Source organism: Sphingobacteriales bacterium (assembly GCA_016700115.1).
GTDB lineage: Bacteria > Bacteroidota > Bacteroidia > Chitinophagales > UBA2359 > UBA2359.
The window spans coordinates 548,570-562,107 of sequence record CP064999.1 but is presented as its reverse complement, the minus strand read 5'-3'; the positions used below and the strand labels follow the sequence as shown (position 1 = coordinate 562,107).

Below are 13,538 nucleotides of genomic sequence, written 5' to 3'. Positions count from 1 at the left end.
AATTCTATCAATGATATATCAACAAAAATGAATCAAGCGTTTGACTATAACGAAAAATTCTCTAATTTTGGTAGCCTTTTCATATCTTCAAATTCTCTGCTCTATGAATAAAGCACCAACATTACACTTTTGCATTTCTATTTTAGGTATTGTATGGTTCAACTTTTTTAGTTTAGAAACAACTGCTCAATGTAGTTTTAATACCAATGTAAATGCTGTTAATTTAGGAACGATAACACCCACTGAAACTTGGCAAACCACCGGTTGTGTAAGTGGTGGTGATTATTTTATCTTTAATGCCGTGATGGGTCAACATTATGCTTTTACCTTTTGTGATAACGGTGGAACAGCACCATGGGATAGTGAATTAAGTATCAATACCAATGCAGGTGACGGAGTTCCCTATGCTTATAATGATGATTTTTGTGGTGCTCAATCTCAGATTATTTGGATTGCCATCGCTAACGGGACTTTTGCAATATACGCAACCGGATATAGTTGCACGAACAATATCTATTGTGCAACATTAGCCTACCGAATTGTTACACCCACACCTCCTACGGTTTACGCCCTTTCTGTTCAAACCGATGGAAACAACAGTAATGCGGAATGGTTAGTACCAAATGTGTTTTTAAATGGTTGCTCTGAAGTCTCCAATATAACTTATACCGGACATCCCAGTGCAATCGGATATTTTACCAACGGTGAAAGTATTGGTATTCCCGAAGGCATCATTATTTCAAGCGGTGCTGTAATCAATGCCGAAGGTACTAACAACAGTGATGGTATATATTCTCAATTTGAAATACCGGGGGATCCCGATCTCACTGCTTTAACCATTTCAACTCCATGCGGCAGCCCTTCACCTACTTTTGATGCCGCAGTAATTGAATTCACTTTTGTTCCCGTATCTACCTCTGTACAGTTTCAATATGTCTTTGCTTCCGAAGAATATCCGGAATATGTTTGCGCTTCTTTTAACGATGTATTTGGTCTCTTTATCAGCGGGCCGGGGGTACAATTTCAAAATTTAGCATTAATTCCTGATACAGGCATTTACGTGGGTATAAATACCGTCAATCCTATAAATAATAACGTCTATTACAATTCCAATCCTACCGGTAGCATCATTACTCAATTTGATGGTTATACTGATGTCATGACAGCCGTTGCCACCGGCCTGACTCCATGCCAAACTTATACCATCAAATTGGCTGTAGCAGATGCCGGAGACCATATTTTGGACTCGGCGGTTTTTTTGGCTGCTAACAGTTTTGATACCGGAAATGTTACCTCTGTTTCCGTTACCGGTATGCAAGATGCTATTGAAGGTTATACGGAAGGTTATTTTGAGTTTTTTAGAGAAGATATCAGCGATTTGAGCCAACCTGTTACTTTTGAAATTATTGTTACCGGAACCGCTATGCCGGGGGAAGATTACGAACCCCTTCCAAATATTGTTACCATACCTTCCGGACAAATATCTATACAAGTACCTGTATTTGCCTCTACAGATGAACTTGTTGAGGGGACAGAAACAATTGTTGTGCAGATTGATCAATTTCAATGTGATTGTACTTCACCACTGCCTGCTCAAATATTGATTCACAATTCTGATCCTTTTATAGCTTTCATTAATAATCCGGAACCAATTTGCCTCGGACAACAGGCAACTTTGACTGCTTCAGCTTCAGGAAGTGACTTTACACCATATACTTATACTTGGAGTACCGGACAAACAGGTGAAACCATCTCTGTAAGTCCTTTATTTAATACGATTTATTCGGTAACGGTGACAGATGCCAATGGCTTTACAACTTCTTCCAATGTATCTGTAACTGTACTTAATATCACTCCACCCTCTATGACTCCTATATCAATTTGTAGTGGCAACTGTGTAACCTTAAATGCCGGTCCGGGTTTCACTTCCTATTCTTGGTCATCAGGAGGAACATCTCAAAATTTAAATGTATGCCCTTTAACAACTTCATCTTTTACTGTAACAGTAACCGATGCCAATGGCTGCACAGCCTCATCCACAGTATTAGTGACAGTAAATAACATTACACCACCGACAATTGCACCTCAAACAATATGTATTGGCAATTGTGTAACGTTAAGTGCGGGTACTGGATTCACTTCTTATTTATGGTCAACAGGAGGGACATCTCAAAATATAACTGCATGCCCTTTTACAACTTCATCTTATACTGTTACGGTAACCGATGCCAATGGCTGCACAGCCTCATCCAATGTTTTAGTGACAGTTAATAACATTACACCACCGGCAATTGCACCTCAAACAATTTGTATAGGCGACTGTGTATCCTTAAATGCCGGTACGGGTTTCACTTCATATTCTTGGTCAACAGGAGGGGTATCTCAAAATTTAAATGTATGCCCTTTAACAACTTCATCTTATACTGTAACAGTAGCAGATGCCAATGGCTGCACAGCCTCAACCACTGTTTTAGTGACAGTAAATAACATTACGCCACCGGCAATAGCTCCCCAAACAATTTGTAGTGGCAGCAGTGTAACATTAAATGCAGGCACATATACCGCTTATTCATGGTCAACCGGAGTTAATGGACAAAGCTTATCTGTTTCACCTACAACTACTACCACCTATATCGTAACCGTATCAAATTCTTATGGATGTACAGCATCTTCAAGTACAACAGTAACTGTTTTACCATCTCCAAATGTCCTTATTGAAGGTTCATCCTCGTTCTGCATTGGAAGTAGTGCAACAATATCTGCAACTCCCGGTTTTTCAGATTATATTTGGTCAGATGGAGGAAGTTCGCAAAGCATTACGGTCAATTCATCCGGTAATTACAGTGTAACTGTTACGGATTTGAACGGTTGTACAGCATCAGTGTCAATGTTTGTTTCTCAGACTACCTCACTTTCACCTACAATTTATGGTAATTTAAGTTTGTGTGGAAGTGAAACGACTACTTTAACCCTTGATACCAATTATGGTGAATATTTTTGGTCTAATGGTGAAAATACGCCGGAAATCACCGTATCCGAAGCCGGTACCTACTCTGTCACTGTTTCTGATGGATTGGATTGTACCGGTTTTGACAGTGTGGATATCACTGTTTCACCTCAACCTGTTGCCAATATTTCAACCTTGACTCCTTTTGTTTGTGAAGGAGAAACTGTTTCTCTTTCAGGTTCAGGCGGTACAACCTATTATTGGACAGGACAATCCGGGTTTGTTTCAACTGAACAAAACCCGGTAATCTCCAATATAACTCCAGAAAACGGCGGCGAATACACCTTAATCGTTACCGATGCCAATGGTTGTCAAAGTAATCCTGCAATTATATACATTGAAATAATGCCTGCGCCTGAGTTAAATCTTCTCTCTCCCGGAACATTGTGTAGTGATGAAATACTTGACTTAGAACTGCTTCTCAATGGAAGCACCACAATAGGGACATGGGCAGGAACGGGCGTTGTGGGAAACCAGTTTTTTGCCGGAGAGGTATCTGCGGGAAATTATCAAATAGTCTATACAATTCCTGAAGACGGCATTTGCCCGATGTTTAGTTCCGCAATCAGTTTAACCGTAGCGCCGGAAATTATTTTTTCCGATCATTATTGTATTCCTGTTTCGGGAGGGTATCAGGTGTTTTTTAATACCTGGGGTGGCGCGCCCCCTTATAACATCTCCGGCAATACCATTTCAGATGAAGGAGAAACTTATAGTAGCGGTTTAATTAATGCAGCATCCTACTCGTTTTTAGTGACTGACTCTAATGGATGCAGCAAATTGGTTACTGGAAATGATACGGATTGTAATGTAGATTGCATGACAGAAACTATAGGTACTATTAGTCCCATAGACGATGTATGCAATAATGCCTTTACGATATCCCTCACTTCCGCCCCACCTCCTCCATATACTTATTCGATAGACGGTGAAAATTGGCAGGAAAGCGAAACGTTTACCAACTTAGAGATCGGAGATTATTACGTCTATGTACAACATAGTTGCGGGAACTCAATTATTGGCGCTTATCAGGCACAAAATTCGCTGTTTTCTGCTACTATCGGATTAGAACAAACTCCCGAAGGGGACTCGATTGCTGTTGTCAATATAAGCGGTGGAAACCCGCCCTATCAATATTTATGGAGCACAATAGGATTAGGCGTTGATACCTTATCTAATCCACAACTACCTTTAACTGTATTAGTGTCTGATGTCAACGGATGCGAAGTAACTTTAAGTCTGACTGACCCCACAACTTCCATCGGTGAACCGACACAAGAGATAAACCATATCAACATCTACCCCAATCCGTCAAATGGTGTGATTTACATTGAATCTGAAAGGCCAACCAATTCGAAAGTAGTGGTTTTTGATGCCTTCGGACGGGAGGTATTGGTCGGACAGACAGACTTTATGGAGGTGGTAAAACTTGATTTGGAAAACAAAGGTAGCGGTATGTTTTTTATAAGTATTCAAACATCCGATGCTCATATTTTTAGAAAGATATTGCTTTATTGAACGGGTATTGATTTGCAGGTATAACTAAATCTGTATAGTCCTGAAATAGCTTGACAGATTTTGAGGGAAAAAAATCTCAAAAATGGAAGCAAAAAAAGCATGAGTAAATCTGAAAGACGCTGGATAGAGCAGGAGTTAGAAAACGGTTGGATGAGTGAATCAGAAGCACTGGAATTAGTAACCCCCAATAGTAAGAATGTAAAAAGAAGTCTTAGATTTTGGTGCGAACAATTTTCATCAGAAATTGTGTTAACCTTACCTGTTTTGTCAGAAAAAGAGCGACAGAAAATAGAATCTTTGTAAAAACGGATAAAATTGCTTGAGAAGCAAATAGAAGCTTCAAAGATGAAGAGTCTTACGTTTGAAACGATGATAGATATAGCGGAGGATCAGCTTAGGGTTGTCATTCGAAAAAAGTTTGGACCCAAACAGTAGCGTTGCTCAGGCGGTTTTACCCTCAGTTTAGTGTTCGGTATTCCTGTTCTCTGTTTGGGCACAGTCGTCAGGGCTGGTATGAGTAAATAAAACGGGAAGACGAAATGCAGATAACGGATGCGTTGGTGCTGAAGTTGGTCAGAGAAATTCGGGTTGATTTACCTTAGATTGGGGTTGCTAAATTGCATTTTATATTACAGCCGGCATTGAAAGCACATGGCATTAAAATGGGCAGGGATGCGTTATACCGGCTATTGGGAGAATACGGCTATTTAATGTGCTACCGCAAGAAAAGGGTCTATACGACTGATAGCAATCATCCCTACAAAAAATATCCCAATCTGATACGTGAAATAAAATTCCTGACCCGTCCTGGAAAGCTATGGGTAAGCGATATTACTTTTATCAAGTTAAAAGAGAAGTTTGGTTACCTTAGTATATTTACCAATGCTTATTCGCACAAAATCATCGGGTATTGCCTTTATCCCACGCTACACAGTAATGGTCCTGTCAAAGCGTTGCTTATGGCTTTACAATCTATCCGAACAAGCCAACTCATTCATCACAGCGACCGGGGTTCACAATATTGCTGCTCGGAATATGTCAAAATGTTGAAACAAAATCACATCCTGATATCCATGACTGAACAAGGCGACCCATAGGAGAACGCCATCGCCGAAAGGGTAAACGGAATATTAAAAAGTGAGTTCTTTTTGGATGAATCTTTTAACACCTTTACCGAAGCACAACAAGCAACAACCCAGACTATAGAAAAATATAATACCCTTCGACCCCATGGAAGTTGCGACAACCTCACCCTCGTAAAAGCTCATGAAGCAAGCGGTATCCTTTACAAACGTTGGAAAACAAAAACAGAAAATCAATTACTCACTACTTAGCTCCAAAACAATGAAAAACAAATCTTCCGCTGTCAAGCTATTTTAGGACTAAATGTAAATTCTGTCAACCTTGTTCAGTAATACAAACAATGACCGACAACTCAATATAGGATTATGATTATATCGTGTAAAAACATTTCGGGTTAAATGCCTATTCTGTCACTCAAAATCAGGAATAAATAAATTAAATGTAACCCGCTTTTAGTAAAGAAAAAATAGTTGTACTCCTGGTTTAGGATTACCTAAAAATCCTGTAAAACACTTTTAGTAAATAGCCCAAAAAGTGTCAAGTTTTTTTAGAAAGGGTCAAATTTGCAGGTGTGAATTAAGCTAATGCAGGTGTGAATTAAGCTAATGCAAGTGTACAATGAGTTATTGCAGAGGTGAATTAAGCTAATGCAGGTGTGCAATGAGTTATTGCAGGGGTGATTTAAGCTAATGCAGAGGGGCAATGAGTTATTGAAGAGATGAATTAAGCTAATGCAGGTGTGCAATGAGTTAATACAGGGGCGAATTAAGCTAATGCAGGTGTGCAATGAGTTAATGCAGGGGGGCATAAAATTATTGCGGAGTGGCTTTGGAGCTTTGCAAAGGTACAAGGAAGTATTTACTACCCTAATATTGGCTTTGCATTGGGTTGATTTTCATACTTCATCTTTATTAAAGCCAAAACAATGTCCAATCTGACAACTTAAACAGGAGGAACTTTACCGACACAAGAGTGCTTGTTTTCAAACCTTATCGGCTTTAAAAAACAATTAAATAACCAAAACACAGTGACGGCATTTTTATTTTTTAGACTTTGAAGAATTGCCATGAAGGAATGACCTGACAGGTCAAATTGATGGCATAAAACGAAAAGGAAAACACAAAATAGAATTCTATACAAAGAAGAAGACACTATTCGGACGATTTACTTATTTGTCCGGCTGATGATGATTATTTTAATAGATTGTTATTATATTTGCCGTTTAGAAGCTATTACAAAACATTTAACCTTTTACTATGAGTGCTTTTACCGAAGCCGAGACCCTGCATTTCGGACATTCTGAAAACCAACTATTAATAGCAAGTACGGTTCGTGATTTTGCCGAAAAACATATCCGCCCTTTTGTGATGGAATGGGACGAAGCGCAGACTTTCCCCCGCGAACTGTTCAGTAAGATGGGAGAACTTGGATTTATGGGGGTTTTGGTTCCGGAGGAATACGGCGGAACGGGTTTGGGCTATGTAGAATATGTTTCGGTAATTTCTGAAATAGCCCAAGTTTGTGGCTCTATCGGGCTATCGGTAGCGGCACATAATTCTTTGTGTACCGGGCATATTCTTCAGTTTGGCAACGAAGCACAAAAACATCAATGGCTGTCAAAACTGGCAAGCGGCGAATTTATCGGAGCTTGGGGACTTACCGAGCCAAACACCGGCTCAGATGCAGGCAATATGAAAACAGTGGCCTATCGCGACGGCGATGAGTGGGTGATTAACGGTGCAAAATGCTGGATAACCCATGGAAAATCGTCAGAAGTGATGGTGGTGATAGTGAGAACCGGTGAGCCGGGAGACAGTCGTGGAATGACGGCGTTTATTGTAGATAAATCTTTGCCCGGAGTTTATGGGGGCAAAAAAGAAAATAAGTTAGGGATGCGGGCATCCGAAACCACAGAAGTGATATTTGACAACTGCCGTGTTCCGCATAGCGCTATGCTGGGTAAAGAAGGAGAAGGATTTATTCAATCCATGAAAGTCTTGGATGGCGGACGAATTTCAATTGCTGCCCTGGCTTTGGGCATTGCCAAAGGGGCCTATACAGCTTCTGTGAAGTATGCCAAAGAACGACATCAGTTTGGACAGCCTATCGCTTCATTTCAAGCCATATCATTTAAGCTGGCAGATATGGCCACCAAAATTGAAGCAGCAGAACTACTGACCCTACAAGCTGCCGATTTGAAAAACAAAAAACTAAAGGTTACCACACAAGCGGCCATGGCAAAATATTACGCTTCGGAAATCAGCGTTCAGGTTTCGACCGATGCAGTTCAGATTTTTGGAGGGTATGGCTACACCAAAGATTTTCCGGTGGAGAAATTTTACCGCGACTCAAAACTTTGTACAATCGGTGAAGGGACTTCAGAAATACAAAAATTGGTGATTTCGAGAGAAATTTTAAAATAAGACATACAAACTACCGGTATTTTGCGTATGTTTGCACTCCAATTTCTAAAATCATTAAAAGCAAGGTAGTTTTATGCTCGTAATTGATGCCCGCGAATCTGATTCGATAGATAAAGCACTTAAAAAATACAAGAAAAAATACGAAAAGTCAGGCGTTTTGCGACAACTTCGGGCCCGCAAAGCATTTACCAAGCCGTCTATTTTAAGACGTGCTGAGTTGCTGAAGGCCAAATATCGCAATGAGATGCAGCTTAAAATGGAAGATTAGGCTGTTCTTGCCGCAATCAGGCTTTGATTTTTACCGAAGCGCAATTGTCAGTGTTAAAATAATGCTGAGAGTTGCGCTTTTTGTGTTTGATTTGCATTTTAATTGTAGCCGGCATCAAACGGTTGACATCCGGTTATCTCAGATACATATAACGTTCCGAGTCCAACTTGATAAGCGTAAAAAACAGGATTGAAAAGCCGAGTAAACCGGAGCCGCCATAGCTGATAAACGGCAGAGGTATCCCGATTACAGGCATAAGCCCGATTGTCATGCCGATATTGATGGTGAAATGAAAAAACAAAATACAGGCTACTCCGTAAGCATAAACACGGCTAAATCTCGATCTCTGTCGTTCGGCCAAAGAGATTATCCGCAGCAGAAAAAAGACAAATATGCCAATTAAGGCAGCACTGCCGGCAAATCCGAACTCCTCACCGATGGTGCAAAAAATAAAGTCAGTACTTAGTTCCGGCACAAAATTGCCTTTATTTTGTGTGCCTTCCAGATAGCCTTTTCCGTAAAGTCCTCCTGAACCGATGGCTATTTTTGATTGGTTGACATTATATCCTGCTCCCTGTTTGTCTTCGATGGTTCCCAACAATACACCGATTCTATTTTGCTGATGTTTTTGCAAAATGTGGTGATAAATATAATCCACCCCTTTAACATAAATAAAACAGGCGAAAAAAAGTGCCAGTATCAGATAGCTTGCGCGCTGAAAATAGAGGGCTATAAAGACAAAAACCGACAAAACGATCGGTAAAATTACCAGTAAGGTGATTTCGTTCAAATATCCGGCGGCCAACAGGGTCAGCATACTGACCGGAACAAATACCAATGCCTTTTGCCATACAGGAGCCTTGCCTTTGAAAAGCAAAACCACAAACAACAAGACCGCTACTCCAATCATGGTATAAAAATAGGGAAACAGCAGGCTGACTACAAACAGGGTGATTGCCAAAACTCCCAGCAAAAGGATACCACCTGATAATAACCCCTCGCGATACAGCACATAGGCCAGCGAGGTAAACACCAAAGCTGTTCCTGTTTCAAGCTCGAGGCGAATCAAAACAATGGGGATAAACACGATGGCTATGCCTGCCAGCCGCTCTTTCAAAGAGTAGTAAACAGAACTCAGACTGCTGATATATTTTGCCAAAGCAAGGCAGGTGGCAAATTTGGCAAATTCGGCGGGTTGAACATTAAAAAAGCCTAATTTTATCCAGGATTTAGATCCCGAAATGTTTGTTCCTATCAGCAACACAACTAAAAGGGAGAGGAGTGAAAGGGCATAAATGGGATAAGCAAAAGCTGTGTAGAACCGGGAGTCGAGAATTTGAATACATAAGCCGACCAGCAGCGCTACACCAATCCATAAGAGTTGTTTTCCGTAATTGCTGCCTAAATAGTATATTTCCGGATGTTGCTCTTTGTAATCCGCAGTGTAGATGGCCAACCACCCGATGGTAACCAAAAGAAGATAGGTGAATACTAATACCCAGTCAATATTAGTGGATTGAGATGACATGAAGAAGCCTTGAGTTTAACCGGTTTAGATAGACAGAATAGCGATATATATGGGTTGACTGCTGCAAACGTCAGTTGCTTTCTTTTGGTAATGATGCCTGAGGAGTGGGTATTTTGATCGCCGGAGGCGGGATAATTTTTACTTCCGTATTGATTTGGTTCGGGTTGGGGTTGCCTGTATTTTCGCTAACGAGCGGTACTGAGTTGTCGGATTTTGCATTCAGAGGTTCAGGAACGCTCAAAGGAGGCTGTGAAATTGAATTGAACAGTATTGTAGTAAATTCATCATCTGCTTCTTCTTCCACTACAGGCCCGATAAAGCGAGGTCTCGGTCTCAACAGGTCTGCTTTAATCATTTTTTCTTCTACATACTTGCGATAGGGTGAAATGCTGTCATTGAGATATTTTTCAATAATCAGACTTGCAATAGGAGCCGCATATTTACTACCATTACCACCATTTTCGACCATAACGGCAACCGCTATTTTGGGATTATTTTTTGGTGCAAAAGCAATAAACAAGGAATGGTCCTCACCATGCGGGTTTTCTGCAGTTCCTGTTTTACCACAAATATCCAATCCTGCAACATAAGCGTTTCGTCCGGTTCCGTATAAAACCACCTGTTCCATCCCGTCAATGATGGGAGGAAAATATTTGGGGTTAATACTGACATGATGTTCTTTGTTGTAGGGGTGATTGGGGTCTTTTGTATTTGCTTTAACTACATGGGGATAAATAAATTTTCCTTTATTGGCAATCACCGCAGTGGAGTGTGCAAGTTGTAGCGGAGTAACGCCAAGTTCGCCCTGTCCTATTCCAAGGGAGATAATGCTGACCGCTTTCCACCGGTTTTTACCATACATCCGGTCATATTTATCGGGCAGTGGAACATAACCCGACAAGGAAGGTAAATCGAGATATTCATTTCTGCCCAAACCAAATTCGCTCAGGTATTCATTCCACTTGGTTAGCCCTTCTGACACATTGCTGAACTTATAGTTTTCGACAAACAATTTGAACAAGTGGCAAAAGTAGGCGTTGCAGGAATGTTGTATTGCAGTCTGCACATTAAAACAGGAGGAGTGGTAATGACAGCCTACCGTTCGGCGGCCTAAACGATAAGCACCGCTGCAACCGTAATAGTAATTGGGTTGAATACCGGTTTCCTGCAAAGCGAGCAGGGCCATGAGTGGCTTAAAGGTAGAACCCGGCGGATAGTAGGCCATTAAAGCGCGGTTAAACATGGGTTTCAGCGTATCGCCCAACAGCATCCTCATTCCTTGGGCGCGCATTCGGCCTGTCAGCAAGTTGGGGTTATAAGCCGGAGCTGATACCAAAGTCAGTATTTCTCCGGTTTGAGGCTCAATAGCCACAATACTTCCGCGTTTGTTTTGCATGATATTTTCGGCATAAGCCTGCAAATCCATATCAATCGTCAGGTGCAGATTTTGCCCGGCAATAGCTTCCACGTCTTCTTCCCCGTCTTTATAGCTCCCCACTTCGCGGTTATGCACATCAACAATCACGTACTTTGTGCCGCGTTCCCCCCTCAACTGTTCTTCATAACTTTTTTCCACTCCGCTTATTCCGACATAATCGCCCATCCGGTAAAAATTCGAAGTGTCAATCTGTTTTTGGTTGACTTCTCCAATATATCCCAATACATGTGCCCCATTGTTGGAACCATACTGCCTGACGGTTCGGATTTGAGTATAAAACCCCGAAAACTGATATAAATATTCCTGCATCCGATCGTACACCTCTGAGGGCACTTGTTTTAAAAACACTTGCGGCCGGTAAGGGCTATAGCCCGCAGCTGCCTTCATACGGAGCACGTTTTTATCAAATTCTTCGGGAGTAATATTGAGCAGTCGGCAAAACTTCACCGTGTCTAATTCCTGTACCTGCCGCGGTATCATCATTAAATCATAAACTGCCAGATTGTTCACTATAAGCCGGCCCTGACGGTCGAATATCAGCCCCCGGGAAGGGTAAATGGTAACTTCGCGCACTACATTATCTTTCGCCATAGTGGTATATGCACTGTCCAACACCTGCATCGAATACAATCTGGCAAGCAACAGGACTGCGGTAGTAACAATCACCAACTGAAAGATTACGCGTTTTTTGTTGACCGGTTCCAATAGTTTATATTGCGAATTATTTATACGCTACCCGATAATGTGTACAAAGATACTAAGTAATTTTGGGGAAACAGAATAATCAACATAATTTACCGGAGTGTCAACCAATTTAGATAACATCGTTCAGAACTTATATCATGAAAGTTGAAAGATATTCAAGTTATACTATAAGCATAAAGTCACAGAACAAGAAAATCATACACACGAGGCTGACATTACAATTGTTCGCCTATTCTGTCCAAAATTCTGGTTGAGAATTTTTGTAAAAATTTTTACTATTACATTTCAAAATAACACAAATATTATCGTTTTCGGAAACTGAGTAGGCATACATGTAATTCCGGCATTTTTCGCATCTCACAATGGTATCAATATTTTCCGGCTCTAAGTATTGTTGGGTTACAGGGTCTATTCGTCCTTCAAACGGAAGTTTTTCGATTAGATGGATTTGTCGCTGAACGTCAGGGTACATAAACCGAAGGCGGGGGTTAAAGCAGATCAGGGTGTTTTGCCCTGGATTTAGTTCTATATGTTCAAAAGAAAATTTTCCGGCAGGATTGGCATGGGTGTTATATTGGTGAGTGCCGTTTAAAACTATGCTAACCGGACTATCAGGAGGTGCTGTTCCCTGAACTTGTATGACTTTGAAATAATTTTTTCCATCATTTCCGGGTCGGGTAATTTGAATAGGCGGTGCCAATTCGCTCATTGTTTGAAGAATAATACGGATTCGGGGATGATCGTTTTCTTTAAGTGCCTGCTTTAGATCGGGCAGAAGTGGAGCATACAGGCTGTTTTTTTTATTCAATTCAGCTTTTAACGCTTCAACTTTAAGCGAAAAATAGCCGTGCTCAATTTGAGTTAACTGTTCAGAAGTGTAATTAGCAGCGGTGTTTTTTGGGAAAAACTGACCCATGTAGGTGCTTAACCCGTCGTAATTTGTATCCTGTAAAGGAGTGAAGATTGGCAAACTGTTTAATGGAATTTGGCAGTCTAAATTTTGTTGTTCTATTTTTCGTTGTTCCCTGTGTTCCGAATAGGTTTGAATCAGGCTTTTTAACCGGTCAAGGCTTAAAATAATCCGGCTTTGCAGGTAGTTGCCTTCCTGAAAATCGGTAAACAATCTTCTTATTGTCAATTGAATTTGCAGGTACCGGGAATGGTCTTCAAAAACATCTTTTTGCTCCGAAGGAAACAGGTTGAAAAAAGTATTGACGGTTTCCTTAAAAAAGCGAAACTGCTCTAAATACTGAAACAGAGATTCGATTTGACGACTTAAGTCTTTCAACCTGAGCGCTTCAAACTGTTGCTCTTTCAGATTAATTACTTTTGTCAGTTCGTCGTTGAGGCGATCAAATAATTTTGGACAAAGGCTACCATCCCCATCTATGGTTGTCCGCATTTCCAGCAAATGTTGGTAAAGCGTTAAGATGTCATTGATAGTAACAAAATGACCGGGCATAATGACCGAAGTTAAGACATTTTATATTTGAAAAGGTAAGAGGCAAAAAAAAAAGACTTGCCGGATTTGCTCCGGCAAGTCTCTTTCAGTGTTACCTTATGAGAAA

At 40.8% G+C, this 13,538-nt stretch carries 9 protein-coding genes; 6 read left to right on the top strand and 3 right to left on the bottom strand.

Annotated elements, in window-relative coordinates; all coding sequences use genetic code 11:
• Positions 1-103: 103 nt before the first annotated feature.
• The 6 genes from IPM47_02045 to IPM47_02020 all read left to right on the top strand — a co-directional run bounded on the left by IPM47_02045 (position 104) and on the right by IPM47_02020 (position 8,299).
• A complete protein-coding gene (locus tag IPM47_02045) occupies positions 104-4,525 on the top strand; it encodes a choice-of-anchor L domain-containing protein (GenBank protein ID QQS29759.1) in 4,422 nt (1,473 codons plus the stop codon).
• 99 nt (positions 4,526-4,624) lie between these two features.
• Positions 4,625-4,828 carry a hypothetical protein gene (locus IPM47_02040; GenBank protein ID QQS29758.1) on the top strand — a complete coding sequence of 68 codons (204 nt, stop codon included), beginning with the start codon at positions 4,625-4,627 and terminating at the stop codon, positions 4,826-4,828.
• A 314-nt stretch (positions 4,829-5,142) separates the two neighbouring features.
• On the top strand, positions 5,143-5,622 hold the full coding sequence (locus IPM47_02035) for a DDE-type integrase/transposase/recombinase (GenBank protein ID QQS29757.1): 480 nt from the start codon (positions 5,143-5,145) through the stop codon (positions 5,620-5,622).
• 9 nt (positions 5,623-5,631) lie between these two features.
• Positions 5,632-5,859: a transposase gene (locus IPM47_02030; GenBank protein QQS31364.1), complete on the top strand. Its 228-nt coding sequence runs from the start codon at positions 5,632-5,634 to the stop codon at positions 5,857-5,859.
• Between the two features lie 1,005 nt (positions 5,860-6,864).
• A complete protein-coding gene (locus tag IPM47_02025) occupies positions 6,865-8,031 on the top strand; it encodes an acyl-CoA dehydrogenase (GenBank protein QQS29756.1) in 1,167 nt (388 codons plus the stop codon).
• 73 nt (positions 8,032-8,104) lie between these two features.
• Complete coding sequence (locus IPM47_02020) at positions 8,105-8,299, top strand: 30S ribosomal protein S21 (protein ID QQS29755.1); 195 nt, start codon at positions 8,105-8,107, stop codon at positions 8,297-8,299.
• A 133-nt stretch (positions 8,300-8,432) separates the two neighbouring features.
• On the opposite strand, the gene IPM47_02015 is transcribed toward IPM47_02020, so the two are convergent.
• The 3 genes from IPM47_02015 to IPM47_02005 form a co-directional block, all read right to left on the bottom strand.
• On the bottom strand, positions 8,433-9,827 hold the full coding sequence (locus tag IPM47_02015) for a rod shape-determining protein RodA (GenBank protein ID QQS29754.1): 1,395 nt from the start codon (positions 9,825-9,827) through the stop codon (positions 8,433-8,435).
• Positions 9,828-9,897: 70 nt separating this feature from the next.
• Positions 9,898-11,970, bottom strand: coding sequence for a penicillin-binding protein 2 (mrdA, locus tag IPM47_02010; protein QQS29753.1), 2,073 nt, complete (start codon positions 11,968-11,970; stop codon positions 9,898-9,900).
• 229 nt (positions 11,971-12,199) lie between these two features.
• Positions 12,200-13,432: a hypothetical protein gene (locus IPM47_02005; protein ID QQS29752.1), complete on the bottom strand. Its 1,233-nt coding sequence runs from the start codon at positions 13,430-13,432 to the stop codon at positions 12,200-12,202.
• Between the last annotated feature and the right edge of the window lie 106 nt (positions 13,433-13,538).

Bases quoted from the DNA above. Each gene is read 5' to 3' on its own strand.
- IPM47_02045 (QQS29759.1), top strand. From the start codon at position 104: ATGAATAAAGCACCAACATTACACTTTTGCATTTCTATTTTAGGTATT.
- IPM47_02040 (QQS29758.1), top strand. From the start codon at position 4,625: ATGAGTAAATCTGAAAGACGCTGGATAGAGCAGGAGTTAGAAAACGGT.
- IPM47_02025 (QQS29756.1), top strand. From the start codon at position 6,865: ATGAGTGCTTTTACCGAAGCCGAGACCCTGCATTTCGGACATTCTGAA.
- IPM47_02020 (QQS29755.1), top strand. From the start codon at position 8,105: ATGCTCGTAATTGATGCCCGCGAATCTGATTCGATAGATAAAGCACTT.
- IPM47_02015 (QQS29754.1), bottom strand. From the start codon at position 9,827: ATGTCATCTCAATCCACTAATATTGACTGGGTATTAGTATTCACCTAT.
- IPM47_02005 (QQS29752.1), bottom strand. From the start codon at position 13,432: ATGCCCGGTCATTTTGTTACTATCAATGACATCTTAACGCTTTACCAA.